Source organism: Variovorax sp. PAMC 28711, from assembly GCF_001577265.1.
GTDB lineage: Bacteria > Pseudomonadota > Gammaproteobacteria > Burkholderiales > Burkholderiaceae_C > Variovorax.
This window is the reverse complement of sequence record NZ_CP014517.1, coordinates 2,938,909-2,953,511: the sequence shown is the minus strand read 5'-3', so window position 1 is coordinate 2,953,511 and position 14,603 is coordinate 2,938,909. Positions and strand designations below refer to the sequence as shown.

General features: G+C 67.0%; 16 protein-coding genes and 1 tRNA gene. 12 read left to right on the top strand and 5 right to left on the bottom strand.

The genetic code is table 11. The features are described 5' to 3' along the window. Window positions 1-66: 66 nt before the first annotated feature. Genes AX767_RS14385 through ureC form a run of 4 tightly spaced genes read left to right on the top strand, consistent with a single transcriptional unit; the run spans window position 67 to window position 3,038 of the window. A complete protein-coding gene (locus AX767_RS14385; protein WP_068631962.1) occupies window positions 67-369 on the top strand; it encodes an urease subunit gamma in 303 nt (100 codons plus the stop codon). Between the two features lie 26 nt (window positions 370-395). Next, on the top strand, window positions 396-998 hold the full coding sequence (locus tag AX767_RS14380) for a HupE/UreJ family protein (protein WP_068631961.1): 603 nt from the start codon (window positions 396-398) through the stop codon (window positions 996-998). A 16-nt stretch (window positions 999-1,014) separates the two neighbouring features. Next, a complete protein-coding gene (locus tag AX767_RS14375; RefSeq protein ID WP_068631960.1) occupies window positions 1,015-1,320 on the top strand; it encodes an urease subunit beta in 306 nt (101 codons plus the stop codon). After that, complete coding sequence (gene ureC / locus AX767_RS14370; RefSeq protein WP_068631959.1) at window positions 1,320-3,038, top strand: urease subunit alpha; 1,719 nt, start codon at window positions 1,320-1,322, stop codon at window positions 3,036-3,038. The genes AX767_RS14375 and ureC overlap by 1 nt, the downstream gene beginning before the upstream one ends. 7 nt (window positions 3,039-3,045) lie before the next feature. On the opposite strand, the gene AX767_RS14365 is transcribed toward ureC, so the two are convergent. After that, the gene (locus AX767_RS14365; protein WP_068631958.1) at window positions 3,046-3,435 is read right to left on the bottom strand and encodes a type II toxin-antitoxin system death-on-curing family toxin; all 390 of its coding nucleotides are present in this window, start codon (window positions 3,433-3,435) and stop codon (window positions 3,046-3,048) included. Then, complete coding sequence (locus AX767_RS14360; protein ID WP_068633726.1) at window positions 3,432-3,656, bottom strand: AbrB/MazE/SpoVT family DNA-binding domain-containing protein; 225 nt, start codon at window positions 3,654-3,656, stop codon at window positions 3,432-3,434. The genes AX767_RS14365 and AX767_RS14360 overlap by 4 nt, the downstream gene beginning before the upstream one ends. An 89-nt stretch (window positions 3,657-3,745) precedes the next feature. Here AX767_RS14360 and AX767_RS14355 point away from each other — a divergent pair, with 89 nt between their 5' ends. From AX767_RS14355 to AX767_RS14320, 8 genes are all read left to right on the top strand, one after another. Then, on the top strand, window positions 3,746-4,606 hold the full coding sequence (locus tag AX767_RS14355; protein ID WP_068631957.1) for an SHOCT domain-containing protein: 861 nt from the start codon (window positions 3,746-3,748) through the stop codon (window positions 4,604-4,606). 9 nt (window positions 4,607-4,615) lie between these two features. Next, window positions 4,616-5,206, top strand: coding sequence for an urease accessory protein UreE (gene ureE, locus AX767_RS14350; RefSeq protein WP_068631956.1), 591 nt, complete (start codon window positions 4,616-4,618; stop codon window positions 5,204-5,206). After that, window positions 5,206-5,895 (top strand): urease accessory protein UreF, encoded by a 690-nt coding sequence (locus AX767_RS14345; protein WP_068631955.1) that lies wholly within the window; start codon window positions 5,206-5,208, stop codon window positions 5,893-5,895. Before ureE ends, AX767_RS14345 begins: the two co-directional genes overlap by 1 nt. A gap of 5 nt (window positions 5,896-5,900) precedes the next feature. Next, window positions 5,901-6,551 (top strand): urease accessory protein UreG, encoded by a 651-nt coding sequence (gene ureG, locus AX767_RS14340; protein WP_068631954.1) that lies wholly within the window; start codon window positions 5,901-5,903, stop codon window positions 6,549-6,551. Window positions 6,552-6,778: 227 nt separating this feature from the next. Next, window positions 6,779-8,254: a DUF4331 domain-containing protein gene (locus AX767_RS14335; protein ID WP_237288463.1), complete on the top strand. Its 1,476-nt coding sequence runs from the start codon at window positions 6,779-6,781 to the stop codon at window positions 8,252-8,254. A 9-nt stretch (window positions 8,255-8,263) separates the two neighbouring features. Continuing rightward, window positions 8,264-8,572 carry a hypothetical protein gene (locus AX767_RS14330; RefSeq protein WP_068631952.1) on the top strand — a complete coding sequence of 103 codons (309 nt, stop codon included), beginning with the start codon at window positions 8,264-8,266 and terminating at the stop codon, window positions 8,570-8,572. Window positions 8,573-8,585: 13 nt separating this feature from the next. Further along, window positions 8,586-9,818 (top strand): tetratricopeptide repeat protein, encoded by a 1,233-nt coding sequence (locus AX767_RS14325; protein ID WP_237288462.1) that lies wholly within the window; start codon window positions 8,586-8,588, stop codon window positions 9,816-9,818. After that, window positions 9,815-11,005 (top strand): HupE/UreJ family protein, encoded by a 1,191-nt coding sequence (locus tag AX767_RS14320; protein ID WP_068631951.1) that lies wholly within the window; start codon window positions 9,815-9,817, stop codon window positions 11,003-11,005. Before AX767_RS14325 ends, AX767_RS14320 begins: the two co-directional genes overlap by 4 nt. A gap of 20 nt (window positions 11,006-11,025) precedes the next feature. Here AX767_RS14320 and AX767_RS14315 read toward each other — a convergent pair whose 3' ends face one another. From AX767_RS14315 to AX767_RS14305, 3 genes are all read right to left on the bottom strand, one after another. After that, window positions 11,026-11,529 carry a hypothetical protein gene (locus AX767_RS14315; RefSeq protein WP_237288461.1) on the bottom strand — a complete coding sequence of 168 codons (504 nt, stop codon included), beginning with the start codon at window positions 11,527-11,529 and terminating at the stop codon, window positions 11,026-11,028. Between the two features lie 90 nt (window positions 11,530-11,619). Continuing rightward, on the bottom strand, window positions 11,620-14,136 hold the full coding sequence (ligD, locus tag AX767_RS14310) for a DNA ligase D (RefSeq protein WP_068631950.1): 2,517 nt from the start codon (window positions 14,134-14,136) through the stop codon (window positions 11,620-11,622). 361 nt (window positions 14,137-14,497) lie between these two features. Further along, window positions 14,498-14,585: transfer RNA gene (locus AX767_RS14305), tRNA-Ser, on the bottom strand. Window positions 14,586-14,603 lie beyond the last annotated feature (18 nt).

The window sequence follows — 14,603 nt, the reverse complement described above, 5'->3', positions numbered from 1 at the left end:
GTTGCAACGGTGTTGCGTTGCCCATAATGGCCCGACCTCCGCACACCCTCTGCCGATCCGAACCCCATGGAACTCACGCCCCGCGAAAAAGACAAGCTGCTGATCTTCACCGCGGCCCTGCTGGCTGAGCGCCGGCAAGCCCGGGGGCTCAAGCTGAACTACCCGGAAGCCATCGCGCTGATTTCAGCCGCCGTGATGGAAGGTGCGCGCGACGGCAAGAGCGTCGCCGAGCTGATGAGCGCCGGGCGCAGCGTGCTGACCCGCGCCGACGTGATGGACGGCATCGCCGAAATGATCCCGGACATCCAGGTCGAAGCGACCTTTCCCGACGGCACCAAGCTCGTGACCGTGCACCAGCCGATCGTTTGAACCTCACAAGAACAAGGACCGCCTTCATGCGAACCGCTGCCAAAACCCTTTCCCTCGTCACGCTCCTGTCGGTGCTGCCGCTCGCTGCCAGCGCGCACACCGGCGCCGATGCCGGCCTGCACCACGGCCTCGTCGCCGGCTTCATGCACCCGGTCACCGGCGCCGACCACCTGACGGCGATGGTCGCTGTCGGCCTGTGGAGCGCGCTCACCGCGCGCCGCGCCTGGCCCGATCTGCTGTGGGCGCCACTGGCCTTCGCCGGCATGCTGCTGGTGGGTGCGCTGATGGGGTTGGCCGGCGTGCAACTGCCGGCGGTCGAACCGATGATCGCGGCCTCGCTGCTGTTGCTCGGCCTGTTGGTCGTCACGCGCACGCACATGTCGGCCGTGGCCGCGGCCATCGTGGTCGGCGCCTTCGCGATCTTCCACGGGCTGGCGCACGGCCACGAACTGGCCGGCACCCCGGATGCGGCCCTGACGCTCGCCGGCATGGTCGGCGCGACCGTGCTGCTGCACGCCGCCGGCATCGCCATCGGCTGGGCACTGCGCCACGCGAATGTGTGGGTGCCGCGCGTTGCCGGCGCTGCCGTCGTGCTGTTCGGCGCCGTGCTGCTGGCGCAAGCCGCCTGACGCGGAGCACCGGCCCATGATCCCCGGCGAACTCTTCACCGACGAGGGCGAGCATGTGCTCAACCCCGGGCGCCGCACGCTCACGATGGTCGTGCAGAACACCGCCGACCGGCCGATCCAGGTCGGCTCGCACTACCACTTCGCCGAAACGAACGGCGCGCTCGGCTTCGACCGCGCTGCAGCGCATGGCATGCGGCTGAACATCGCATCGGGCACGGCGGTGCGCTTCGAGCCCGGCCAGCAACGCACGGTCGAGCTGGTCGACTACGCGGGCGACCGCATCGTCTACGGCTTTCGCGGCCTGGTCCAAGGGAAACTCTGATGGCAACGATCGGACGCCGCGCGTATGCGGAAATCTTCGGACCCACCGTGGGCGACCGTGTGCGGCTGGCCGACACCGACCTGATCGTCGAAGTCGAAGCCGACTACACGCTGCGCGCCGGCGCGTACGGCGAAGAAGTGAAGTTCGGCGGCGGCAAGACGATCCGCGACGGCATGGCGCAGTCGCAAATGACGCGCGCCCAGGGCGCCGTCGACACGGTCATGACCAACGCGCTGATCATCGATCATTGGGGCATCGTCAAGGCCGACATCGGCTTGAAGGGCGGGCGCATCGTGGCCATCGGCAAGGCCGGCAACCCCGACGTGCAACCGGGCGTGGACATCGTGATCGGCCCCGGCACCGAAGTGATCAGCTGCGAAGGCAACATCGTGACGGCCGGCGGCATCGACAGCCACATCCATTTCATCTGTCCGCAGCAGATCGAGGAGGCGCTCTCGTCGGGCGTGACCACGATGCTGGGTGGCGGCACCGGCCCGGCCACCGGCACGTTCGCCACGACCGCGACGCCCGGCCCCTGGCACATCGAGCGCATGTTGCAGGCCGCCGATGCGTTTCCGATGAACCTCGGCTTTCTCGGCAAGGGCAACGCCAGCCTGCCGGCCGCGCTGCACGAGCAGATCGACGCCGGCGTGATCGGCCTCAAGCTGCACGAAGACTGGGGCACCACGCCCGCTGCGATCAGCAACTGCCTCGACGTGGCCGATGCCACCGACACGCAGGTGGCGATTCATTCGGACACGCTGAACGAGTCGGGCTTCGTGGAGAACACCATCGCCGCCGTGGGCGGCCGCGCCATTTGCGCGTTCCACACCGAAGGCGCCGGCGGTGGCCATGCGCCGGACATCCTGCGCGTCGTGGGCGAAGACAACTTCCTGCCCTCGTCCACCAATCCGACGATGCCCTACACCGTGAACACGCTCGACGAACACGTCGACATGCTCATGGTGTGCCATCACCTGGATGCCGGCATCGCGGAAGACCTGGCCTTTGCCGAATCGCGTATCCGCAAGGAAACCATCGCGGCCGAAGACATCCTGCACGACCTGGGCGCCATCAGCATGTTCAGCTCCGACTCGCAGGCCATGGGCCGCGTCGGCGAGGTCATCATCCGCACCTGGCAAACCGCGCACAAGATGAAGCAGCAGCGCGGCACCTTGCCCGAGGACAGCGCGCGCAACGACAACTTCCGCGCGAAGCGCTACATCGCCAAGTACACGATCAACCCGGCCATCGCACACGGCATCGCGCACGAAGTGGGCAGCATCGAAGTCGGCAAGTGGGCGGACCTGGTGGTGTGGAAGCCGGCCTTCTTCGGGGTGAAACCCTTCACCATCCTCAAGGGCGGCACCATCGCGATGGCCGCGATGGGCGACCCGAGCGCCTCGATCCCGACCCCGCAACCAGTGCACTACCGCCCGATGTTCGGCGCCTACGGCGGCTCGCTCGCGAGAAGCTCGCTGACCTTCGTCTCGCAAGCCGGCCTGGCGAACGGCATCGGTGAACGTTACCGCCTGCAGAAGACCTTGAGCGCGGTGAAGAACATCCGCGGCCTGCGCAAGCAACACATGGTCCACAACGGCATGGTGCCGAAGATGGAGATCGATCCGCAGACCTACGCGGTGCGCGCCGACGGCAACCTGCTGACGTGCGAGCCGGCGACGTCGCTGCCGATGACGCAGCGGTATTTCCTGTTCTGAGCAGCGGTCAGTTTCGTGCTTGCAAGTGGGATCGAATCCACGACGCGAAAGTCGGTTCGTCGATCTCGCTGGCTGCCACAGCGAACATCGTCAACGTGGCTTCGGCTTGCGTCGCCACCAGGCGCTGTCCGTTCAAGGCAAGGAACAAACCGACGCCGAGAAAAGCGGCCCGTTTGTTGCCATCCACGAAGAGATGGTTCTTGGCAAGCCCGACGCCGTACGCCGCCGCGAGGTCCGAAAGATCCGGCTGTCCGTAGGCGACCAGATGGAGTGGGCGGGCGAGTGCCGATTGCAGCAACCCTTCGTCACGCAGCCCTGCCGCGCCGCCATGTTCAGCCAGGCTTTCGTCGTGCAGCAACATCAGCGCGTGCTGGCCGAGCCAACGCCACTGGTTCATTTGGCGAGCTGGTGAAACGTGTCGCGGTACCCACGCATGAATTCGCGGCCAAGCTTCAGTTGCTCATCGATGTCGGGATCGTACGGCGTCAGCGTGACCCCGTTCGCCGCCTCCGTCATGAAGAGCGTGTCGCCCTTCTCCACCTTGAGCCGGGCCAGCACTTCCTTGGGCAGGATCACACCGACGGAATTGCCGATCTGGGTGAGTTTGAGTGCCGACATGGTGATTTCCAAAAGTTATAACAATCGTTATATTATCGACAACCCTCCGGCAGTTCAAGCGCCGACCTTCCGCTCCGACAAAAACCCCCATGCGACCACTTTCTTCCGCCGGCCAACAAGTCATCGATGACATCGCGCAGCGCCACGGCTTCAGCGTCGACGCGACGCTCAGCATGCTCGATTCCGTGATCCACGGGAACGGCTACCAGGCGCAGTTCAGCCATCCGGAATTTTCGGGCTCGGGCCAGTGGATGCGCGGCGGGATGATCATGGTGTCCGACATGTTCAACAACCACCTGAAGGGCCGCGTCGACGGCCTGTGTTCCGAGTTGTCGAGCCTCGTGCTGAGCCAGCCCGACCTGCTGCGCAGCGGCAGCTTCCAGTCGCAGAGCCAGGGCGGCTACGGCAGCGGGCAATCGCAGACCGGCTACGGCGGCCACACGCAGAGCGGCGGCTACAGCGACGCGTCTTCCAGCACCTTCGGCGCGTCGAGCCTGTTCGTGCCCCCGGCACCCGGCACTTCGGGCGACTGGTGGCCGGCCGACCTGCGCTGGCCCAACAGCACCGGTGCGCAGAACGGCGTGCGTTACGCGTATTTCGCGCAGGCGCAGCGCCTCGCGATCGAATTGAATGGCGAGGTGACGGTGTACGACACGCTCGACCACCAGATCGGCGGCTTCTCGCAGCAGCAGTCGCAAGACGGCACGTTGGGATTCAACAGCCAGTACGGGCTGATCGACGTGGCGCGCTTGCCGGTCGTTTCCGCCAACGGCATGCCGCCGCCGGCACCGTCGAACTACAGCAGCAACAGCAACAGCAACAGCAGCGTGTCGATGCGCCAGCAAGACATCTTCGCCACGATCGAAAAACTCGCCGACCTGCATGCCAAGGGCATCCTGAACGACGACGAGTTCAACACCAAGAAGGCCGAGCTGCTCGGCCGCGTCTGAACCCATTCCATGCTGACCGCCAACAAACTCATGCCCCGGGGCCATGGCCTCGCGCCCGTGCTGCTGAAACGCGCCGCCACGATCGAACTCGACTGGGACGTGCGCCAGAAGAGCCGCTTCGACGCCACCGATTCGCTGGGCCGCCAGGTCGGCGTGTTCCTGCCGCGCGGCACGGCCGTGCGCGGCGGCGATGTGCTGGTGGCGGAAGACGGCTCGTTGGTCCGCGTCATCGCCGCGCCGCAGCCGGTGCTGGTCATCACGCATTGCAGCGCACACGGCACGCCGTTCGACCTGACGCGCGCGGCCTACCACCTGGGCAACCGGCATGTGCCGATCGAGCTCAAGCCCGACCACCTGAAGATCGAGCCCGACCACGTGCTGGCCGCGATGCTGCGGTCGATGCACCTCATCGTGCGCGAAGCCGACGAATCGTTCGAGCCCGAAGGCGGCGCATACGGCGCCCACGCCTCGGGCAACCACGGCCATGCGCATGGCGGCGCGGCGGCGCCTGTCGGTCCGGTGCTGCATCCGGATGCGTACGCGCAGCCGCACGACCATGGTCACGAGCACGACCACCACGGTCACAGCCATTCGCACTGATGCCTGATGCGGCCGGCGCCCTGCCCGCAGCGAGCTTGCTGCAGCTCATCTGGCTCGCATCGCCGGCGCTGCCGATCGGCGGCTTTTCGTACTCCGAAGGCATCGAAGCCGGCGTCGAATGGGCGGGCCTCGCGACCGAAACGGCCGCGTCCGACTGGCTCGTCGACCAGCTGCATCTGAGCCTCGCGCGCGGCGATCTGGCCGTGGTGGCGCAAGCCATTGGCGCCTGGCGGGCACGCGACACAGTGCGCCTCAAGGCGCTCAACGACTGGGTGCTGCAGACCCGCGAGTCGGCCGAGTTCCGCCAGCAGACCGAACAGATGGGCCGCTCCTTCGTCGAGTGGCTGAAGCTCCACCACGACGACGTGGCCGCCTGGTTCGACCGCAGCCCCATCACCTACCCGGTCGCGTTCGCGTTCGCCGCGTCGCGCACCGATGCCAGCGTGCGCGACGGCTGCCTCGCCTTCGCCTTCGGATGGGCCGAAAACATGACCGGCGCCGCCGTCAAGTGCGTGCCGCTCGGCCAGAGCGCAGGCCAGCGCATGCTGGGCCGCCTGGCCCGGGACATCCCCGAGGCCGTCGACCACGCGATGACGCTCGGCGACGACGACCGCCAGGCCTTCTCCCCCATGCTCGCGATCTATTCGGCGCGGCATGAAACCCAATATTCCCGCCTTTTCAGAAGCTGAACACGATGTCCTCCGCGCTGCACCACATCCCCAACCGCACCAAGAAACTGCCGCCCCTGCGCGTGGGCATCGGCGGGCCGGTCGGCTCCGGCAAGACCACCCTGCTCGAGATGCTCTGCAAGGCGATGCGCGACAAGTACGACCTGATCGCGATCACCAACGACATCTACACCAAGGAAGACCAGCGCATCCTCACGGTCGCGGGCGCGCTGCCGGCCGAACGCATCATGGGCGTGGAAACCGGCGGCTGCCCGCACACCGCGATCCGCGAAGACGCGTCGATCAACCTCGAGGCCATCGACCGCATGCTGGGCGATTTTCCCGAAGCCGACGTGGTGTTCGTCGAAAGTGGCGGCGACAACCTGGCCGCCACCTTCAGCCCCGAACTGAGCGACCTCACGATCTACGTGATCGACGTGGCGGCCGGCGAAAAAATCCCGCGCAAGGGCGGCCCCGGCATCACCAAGAGCGACCTGTTCGTCATCAACAAGACCGATCTCGCGCCGTATGTGGGTGCTGACTTGAACATCATGGAAGCCGACACGAAGCGCATGCGCAAACAGCGGCCTTACGTGATGACCAACCTGAAGACCCAAACCGGCGTGGCCGAGGTCGTCGCGTTCATCGAAGCGCGCGGGATGCTGGCCGAGGGCTGAGCAGGTCCCTGCCAGGATGGCCGGGTATACCCGCGGTCAGAAATCTTTGTGTGCTGCAAATGAACCCTTTGCAAAGAAATGTGAATCCGTTGAGAAGTTGGTCACGTAAGCCATGTGACCGCCGATTGCGCGTGAAACGCAGCCGGTCACGTCGCGCTTTCTCAACTCAACGCACAACACCCAAGGTGATGCCAATGAAAATTTCAAGGTTTTCTGTTCGGACCTGCATGGTCACACTCTGCGCAATCGCCGCAGGCGGCGCGCTGGCATCCAGCCACCGGGAGGCGCCTTCGATCGCCGGCTCGCCCAAGCTCGATGCGACCGATTTCTACATGTTCCGCAGCTACGAGCCCGCCCGCGCGGACTACACGACGCTGATCGCGGACTACCAGCCCTACCAGGGCCCGGCCGGCGGACCCAACTTCTACAACATGGACCCGAACGGCCTGTACGAGATCCACATCGACAACAACGCGGACAGCAAGGAAGACATCACCTTCCAGTTCCGCTTCACCAACACGCTGCGCGACATCGCGCTGCCGGTCGGCGGCAAGACGGTGTCGATCCCGTTGGTGCAAGCCGGTGGCATCACCGGGCCCGATCAGGGCAACAGCAACCTGCGCGAGACCTACACCGTGAGCGTGGTGCGCGGCCCGCGCCGCAGCAGCGCCGGTGAGTCGCTCACCAAGACCGCCGGCGGCAGCGTGTTCGACAAGCCGACCGACAACATCGGCGAGAAGACTTTCGGCGCCGGTAACGGCTACGCGACCTACGCCGCCCAGCATGTCTACGAAGTGAACATCCCGGGCTGCAGCGCCCCCGGCAAGGTCTTCGTCGGCCAGCGCAAGGACCCGTTCGTCGTGGCGCTCGGCCCGATCTTCGACCTGATCAACCTGAATCCGTTGGGCCCAACCGGTGGCAATACCGATTCGCTGGCCGGCGTGAACATCACCTCGCTCGAACTCGAAGTGCCGACCGCCTGCCTGACTGCCGGTGGCTCGACCATCATCGGCGGCTGGACCACGGCCAGCACCCGCCAGGGTCGGCTGATCGCCAACCCACCGAAGAGCGGTCATGGCACCGCGTCGATCAATGGCGGCGCCTGGGCGCAGGTGTCGCGCCTCGGCATGCCGCTGGTCAACGAAGTCGTGATCGGTTTGAAGGACAAGGACAAGTTCAACGCCTCGCAGCCGAGCGGTGATGCGCAGTTCCTCGACTACGTGACCAACCCGACGCTGCCGGCGTTGATCCAGAAGCTGTTCCCGAGCGCGCCTGCACCGACGAACTTCCCGCGGACCGACCTGATCGCCGCCTTCCTGACCGGCATTGAAGGCGTGAACAAGCCTGCGAACGTGGTGCCTTCGGAGATGCTCCGGCTGAACACCGCGATCGCGCCGACACCGATCGCAACGCAGAACACGCTCGGCGTGGCTGGCGAGGACAACGCGGGCTTCCCGAACGGCCGTCGTCCGGGAGACGACATCGTGGACATCGAACTGCGTGTGGCCATGGGCGCGTTGTGCTTCCTCACCGGCGATGCCGATGCGCTCAAGGTTGGCTGCAAGCCGTCCGACGCACCGGCTGGTGGTGCGGCCATCACCGATGGCGTTGCGCAAACGCCAGCCACCGGCTTCCTGGCCACGTTCCCGTACCTCAACACGCCACTGCCGGGCGCGACCAACGCCGCAGCAGCCGCACGCTAAGGAGTCGACATGAACAAGACATCCCTGCGCCTGGTGCCGCTGGCATCGGCATTCGCCCTCGCGCTGGCCCTCACGGCCTGCGGTGGGGGCGGCGGTGGCGGCGGGTACTTCCCGATCGGAAGCGCTCCGCCAGCCACCACGCCACCGGCCGGCGGCGGCGAACCGACGCAGCCACCGGTGGTCAGCGCCTACGACGCCTTCATCGCCTACGTGGTGGCGCTCGTGAACACGAGCTCCGAGACCGACGACCCCGCCGACGTGGCGAAGTTCGACCCTGCGCCGACATCGGAAACCAACGATCCGGTCGCGACGCCCTGACGGTATCTTCTGAGTGAACCGCGCCCGCACCTGCTTCGCCGACATCCGGTGGCGCGCTGCGGGCGTCCTCTTTTTTCTCTTGCTGTCGGTCGCGGCAACGGTGACGCATGCTGCGCCGCGCGTGCCGTCGAACGACAGCGAGATCGTCGAAACCCTGCCCTCCGTCGCGGGCTGGTCGCGTGAAGAACGCAGGCTGCGCCGCGAGCTGGTGCAGCGGCCGCGCGACGAGCCGGTGGCGCTCGCCGCCGCGAAATCCTATCTCGACCTCGCGCGTGCCCAGGGCGACGCGCGCTACGCCGGTTACGCGCTGGGTGTGCTGCGGGCGTGGGAACCGCTCTCGGCCAGCACGCCGAACGCGATCCTCGTGATGCACGCGACCGTGGCGCAGTTCCTTCATGATTTCGACGGCGCCGAACGCACCCTCAAGCTGGCACTGGCCGCCAACCCGGGCAATGCGCAGGGCTGGCTCACGCTCGGCACGATCCATCGGGTGCGCGGCCGCTACGCCGATTCCGATCTCGCTTGCCACGCGCTCGAACGACTGCGGCAAAACCTGTATGCGATCGCGTGCCTCGCGGAGAACACCGGGCTGCGGGGCGATCACGACGCGGCACGCCAGGCGCTCCAGGAATTGCTCGACAGCGCGCCGCTGAAAACACCGGCGCAGGCCTCGACACGCCAATGGCTCATGGCCACCGTGGCCGAAATCGACGAACTCGCAGGGCGCGCAAAAGCCGCCGACGCGGCCTACCGACAGACGCTCGGCGCCGACGCCTCGGCCTACGATGTGATCGCCTACAGCGATTTTCTGCTGGGCCAGCGACGCCCTGCCGAAGTGCTGCCGCTGCTCAAATCCGAGCCACGCAGCGATGCGGTGCTGCTGCGCATCGTGACCGCCACGCAGCGCTTGGACGAACAAAACAAACTGTCGCCGACGCAACGCGAAACCGCCGCGCGCGATCTCGCGGAACTGGGTGCGCGCTTCGATGCGGCGGCGCTGCGCCCCGGCGCCGCGATGCTGCATGCGCGCGAACATGCGATGTTCGCGCTCGACGTGCAGAAGGATCCGCAGAAGGCGCTCGCGTTGTCGCGCTTGAATGTGCAGCTGCAGCGCGAGCCGATCGACCTGCTGATCTACGCGCGCGCCGCAGCCGCCGCCAACGACGACGCTGCGCGGCAGGAAGTCCGCACGCTGATGCAACAGATCGGCTTGCGCGATGCGCGCGTCGACGCGGCGCTCGGATGAAGCGCGTCGTCTCGCTGCTCCTGGCGCTGGCGTTCGCGGTGCTGACAACGCCCGCGCAGGCCCACAAGGCGAGCGATGCGTATCTGCAATTGCAGCGCGCCGGCGACCAGCTCCAGCTGCGCTGGGACATTTCGCTGCGCGACCTCGACGCCGTGCTCGACCTCGACCGCAACGAAGACCAGAAGCTGAGCTGGGGTGAGGTGAGAGCGCGAATGGACGACATCCGCGCGTACGCGCTGTCGCATCTCGTGCTGCAACAAGACAAGTGCACGCTGGCCGAGGCCCAGCCGCCTGCGCTGGAGAGCCGCGTCGACGGCACGTACCTCGTGCTGCAATTGCAGGGCCGCTGCCCGGGCGGCAACACGCTGGACATCGACTATCGCCTGTTCCGGGAAGTCGACCCGACGCACCGCGGCCTGCTGCGCGTGGACATGGGCAGCGGTGCGACGCCGACGGTGCGATCGCTCGATCCCGTGGCGGGCGGGGTGGCGGTCGGCGTGCCCGCGAGCACCGGCGCCGACTCGACTGCCGACGCAAGTGCCAGCACGACGAGCGCGCCCGCGGCGAAGTCCGGCTCGGCGGGCGCCGCGTTCTTCTTCGATGGGGTGCACCACATCCTGATCGGCTACGACCACATCCTGTTTCTCATCAGCCTGCTGCTGCCGGCAGTGCTGGTCCGCACCGGCGCCGGCTGGAAACCGGTCGCGCGCTGGCCGGAGGCGGTGTGGCCGATGGTGGCGATCGTCACCTTGTTCACGCTCGGCCATTCGATCACGCTGGCGCTGGCCAGCCTCGGCATCGTGTCGCTCTCGCCGAGGGTGATCGAGCCGGCCATCGCGCTCACCATCATCGTCGCCGCAGTCGACAACATCGTGCCGGTGCTGCGCGGCCATCGCCGCCTCGTCACTTTCCTGTTCGGCCTCATCCACGGCTTCGGCTTTGCGAGCGTACTGGCGGAACTCGACCTGCCGACGGGCAGCTTCGTGTCGGCGCTGCTGCAGTTCAACCTGGGCGTCGAGGGCGGGCAGCTCGTCATCGTGAGCATCGTGCTCGCGGTGTTGCTGGCGGTGCGCCGCTGGTCACGCTATTCGGCGCTCGTGTTGCGCGGCGGCTCGGCGTTCGCCATCGTGATCGCGGCGCTGTGGTTCATCGAACGCGTGGCCGACCTCAAGCTGCTGCCCGTCTGAGGCCGGCGTGGCGGCGCGGCTCAGAGCGCGCTGCCATCCTTGCGCTGGCTTGCCTTGTAGACCAGCCGCACGGTGGCGCGGCGCCCATCGACGGTGTGCTGCGCATAGATGTCGGCGTCGCCCTGCGACCAGGCCGCGTAGGCGCTGCCCGGATCGCTGGAGCCGAGCTCGTGGCCGAACTGCGCACGGCCCCACTGCACGAGTTCGGCGAACGCCGCGGCCAGCTGCGGCACCTGCGCCGGATCGTCGGTGACCGTCAGGTACGCCACGCGCTTCAATTCGCCACCGGCGAAAAAGAAGGTCGGCTCGAACGGCAGGCCGGCCATGGCGATCGGTGCCGTCCGCCAGCTGCCGACGAGCCCGCCGGCCAGCCGTTGCGGACGCACGACGCGCTCGACCGGCAACGCGGACTGCAACGCGTCTGCGGTCATGCCGAGCCGAACGCCGGGCGGCAGGCCCTGCGCGTGCGCAGCGCCCGTGGCCGCCAGAAAAGCGAGGACGAAGGAGTAGCGAGAAACGGTCACGGGCGGTCGCAATGAAATCGGCTCGGTCTGACCACGGCGGGCCGGTGGAGTTCCATGTGCCACGGCATCGCAAGGCAGGCCGGTACAGGGTCAGGGCGTGAAATCCAGCGCCGCCATCGCCTCGCGCGGGCTGCGCGCGGCTTCGGCGAAGCCGTCCCAGGGCGCGTTGCCCGTGTCGAGGCGGCGGTGGATGTCGGCCAGCTTCCAGTGCGCGCCGCTGTCGATGTGGTCGACCTCGTCCCACGCGATCGGCACCGACACGCCAAGCCCCGGCCGGGCGCGCAGCGTCCAGGCGCTCGCGGTGGTCGCGCCGAAACCGTTGCGCAGGTAGTCCGCGAAGATCTTGCCGACGCGGTTGCGCGGGCCGCTTTTGGCCACGAAGACTTGCGGCAGCGTGCGCGCCAGGTGCTGCACGATGGCTTGCGAAAAGGCCTTGACCGTGTCCCAGTCGTCACGCTTTTGCAGCGGCACGACCACGTGCAATCCCTTGCCGCCACTGGTCTTGACGAAGGCGGCCAGTTCCAGTTCTTTCAGCAGCACATGCACCAGCTTCGCGGCTTGCTGCATGGTCGACCAGGCCACGCCTTCGCCGGGATCCAGGTCGAAGGTCATGCGGTCGGGTTTGCCGATGGCCGTCTTGACGGCGTTCCAGGTGTGGAACTCCAGCGCGTTCATCTGTGCGGCCGAGAGCAGGCCCTGCGCGGTCGCGATTTCCAGCAGCGGCGCGTGGCCCGGATCGAGCGCGGGATCGAGCGGGCGAACGCCGGGCATCTTGTACTTGTCGAGATGCTTCTGGAAAAAGAGCTCGCCGCCAATCCCTTCGGGTGCGCGCACCAGCGACACGGGTCGGCCCTTGAGGTGCGGCAACAGCAGGGGCGCGATGAGCGCGTAGTAGCGCACCACGTCGATCTTGGTAGCGCCGGTCGTCGCGTCGATCACGCGCGTCGGGCTCGACACCTTGAAGCTGGCGGGCAGCACACTGGCGAGTGCCGGCTTCGGTGCCGCCTTCGACGCCTTGGCAGACGAGCCGGCATCGACCGGCCGCTCGCGCACGATCTGAACCGGCGGCTTGTCGGCGCGCAGGCCATGGAACACCGGATGCCGCACGCTGCCGGTCTTCGTCCATTCGCTGAACGAGATTTCGGCAATGAGCTTCGGCGCGACCCAATGGGCGCTGCGGTCGATGGCGGTCTTCGCAGAAAACGGGCTCTTCTTCGCCGCAATCTTGTCGAGTTGCTGTCGCAGCGCGGTGAGCGACGCCGCGCTGAAGCCACTGCCGACATTGCCCGCATAGCGCAAGGCACCGCGCTCGTCGTGCACGCCGAGCAGCAGCGCGCCGAGACCGGCCCGCGCCCCTTTCGGGTCGGTCCAGCCGCCGATGACGAACTCCTGTCGCTGACTGCACTTGAGCTTGATCCAGTCCGGCGACCGGCTCGCGCGGTACACCGAATCCTTCCGCTTGCCGATCACGCCTTCCAGGCCGAGCTCGCAGGCCGACAGCACGATGTCGCGGCCCGGTGCATCGAAGACCGCGCTGAACCGCACGGTGTCGCTGTCCACGTCCTGCAGCAGCGTTTGCAGTCGCGCGCGCCGCGCTCCCAGCGGCGCTTCGCGCAGGTCTTGACCCTCGCAGAACGGCAGGTCGAACACGAAGTACACGATGGCATCGGTGCCTGATTTGTCGAACGCGTTCTGCAGCGCCTGGAAGTCGGGCACGCCAGCCGCGTTGTTCACCACGATCTCGCCGTCGAGCCAGCACGGCGGCAGCTTCGCCTTTTGCAGCGCCGCCGCCAGGTTGCCGAGCTTGTGCGTCCAGTCGTGCCCGTTGCGCGTGAAGAGCTGCACCTTGCTGCCGTCGATGCGGGCCAGCAGCCGGTAGCCATCGAACTTGATTTCGTAGAGCCAGGCATCGGGGTCGGCGGGGGGCGCGTCGACCAACGTGGCCAGTTGCGGCTTCAGGGTGGCGGGCAGCGCGACCTTGCCCGCGGGCTTGGCCGCGCTCTTTTTGGCCGCCGGCTTGCGCGCCCCCTTCGCGCCGGGCATCGGCCGCTTGCCGACGCTGTCGGGCAGCGCGTCGACCACGCTGTATTCCGTGGCCGGGCGCTCGAAGTCATCGTGCTCCTTGATGAGCAACCAGGGCGGCTGTTTGGCGTCGTCCCTGTCCTTGCCCTTCATGCGCACCAGCGTCCAGTGGCCGCGCAGCTTGTGTCCGTGCAGTTCGAACTTGAGCTTGCCGTCGCGGTAGCCCTTCTGCGCGTCGCCGATCGGCGCCCAGGTGCCCTTGTCCCAGACGATGACCTTGCCCGCGCCGTACTGCTTGGCCGGGATCTGCCCTTCGAAGCTGTTGTACGAGATCGGATGGTCTTCGACCTGCACCGCCATGCGCTTGTCGGACGGGTCGAAACTCGGTCCTTTGGGCACCGCCCAGCTCTTCATCGTGCCGTCAAGTTCGAGCCGCAGGTCGTAGTGCAGCCGCGTCGCCCAGTGCTTCTGGATGACGAACTGCCGTTGCCCCTCGGCACCCGCCTCGCCGCCCTCTTCAGGCTCCGACGTGATCTTGAAGTTTCGTTTGGCCTTGTAGGTTTTCAGCGCATCGTCTTTGGCCATGGCAACGCCTCTTGCAGTGGAAGTCCTGCAAGTTAAGCCCGGCGCCGGCGCGCTGCTGTAGGACGAAGCTGGTGGCGCGCGGGCCGCCGGTACCGGCCGGACCGCGCCGCGCCGCGCCGCGCCGCAGCATGTCATCGCATCCAGTGCGCGACCAGTTGATCAGGCTTGGACTGCGCCGTCGATGCTGTCGAACGCGCGTTCGAACTGCGCCCCGGGAATGGTCAGCGGGTAAAGCCGGATGCACACGTTGCCCATACCATGCGCTTTCAGCACAAGTCACATAGTCGCACTGCCGGGGGATGGGTGCGTGGATGGGTAAGGATGCCAAACTGGCCGAGCGTCGATGAGAGACATCGACCCGTGGCGGAGAGTGTGAGATTCGAACTCACGGACGCTTTCGCGTCGGCAGTTTTCAAGACTGCTGGTTTAAACCGCTCACCCAACTCTCCGGAAATGCATGCCCGCGG

Excerpts from the sequence above, each read along its gene's own strand:
- AX767_RS14355 (WP_068631957.1), top strand. The coding sequence starts at position 3,746 with ATGCGACCACTTTCTTCCGCCGGCCAACAAGTCATCGATGACATCGCG.
- AX767_RS14335 (WP_237288463.1), top strand. The coding sequence starts at position 6,779 with ATGGTCACACTCTGCGCAATCGCCGCAGGCGGCGCGCTGGCATCCAGC.
- AX767_RS14345 (WP_068631955.1), top strand. The coding sequence starts at position 5,206 with ATGCCTGATGCGGCCGGCGCCCTGCCCGCAGCGAGCTTGCTGCAGCTC.
- AX767_RS14380 (WP_068631961.1), top strand. The coding sequence starts at position 396 with ATGCGAACCGCTGCCAAAACCCTTTCCCTCGTCACGCTCCTGTCGGTG.
- AX767_RS14385 (WP_068631962.1), top strand. The coding sequence starts at position 67 with ATGGAACTCACGCCCCGCGAAAAAGACAAGCTGCTGATCTTCACCGCG.
- ligD (WP_068631950.1), bottom strand. The coding sequence starts at position 14,136 with ATGGCCAAAGACGATGCGCTGAAAACCTACAAGGCCAAACGAAACTTC.
- ureG (WP_068631954.1), top strand. The coding sequence starts at position 5,901 with ATGTCCTCCGCGCTGCACCACATCCCCAACCGCACCAAGAAACTGCCG.
- AX767_RS14360 (WP_068633726.1), bottom strand. The coding sequence starts at position 3,656 with ATGTCGGCACTCAAACTCACCCAGATCGGCAATTCCGTCGGTGTGATC.
- AX767_RS14320 (WP_068631951.1), top strand. The coding sequence starts at position 9,815 with ATGAAGCGCGTCGTCTCGCTGCTCCTGGCGCTGGCGTTCGCGGTGCTG.
- AX767_RS14375 (WP_068631960.1), top strand. The coding sequence starts at position 1,015 with ATGATCCCCGGCGAACTCTTCACCGACGAGGGCGAGCATGTGCTCAAC.
- AX767_RS14330 (WP_068631952.1), top strand. The coding sequence starts at position 8,264 with ATGAACAAGACATCCCTGCGCCTGGTGCCGCTGGCATCGGCATTCGCC.
- ureC (WP_068631959.1), top strand. The coding sequence starts at position 1,320 with ATGGCAACGATCGGACGCCGCGCGTATGCGGAAATCTTCGGACCCACC.
- AX767_RS14365 (WP_068631958.1), bottom strand. The coding sequence starts at position 3,435 with ATGAACCAGTGGCGTTGGCTCGGCCAGCACGCGCTGATGTTGCTGCAC.
- ureE (WP_068631956.1), top strand. The coding sequence starts at position 4,616 with ATGCTGACCGCCAACAAACTCATGCCCCGGGGCCATGGCCTCGCGCCC.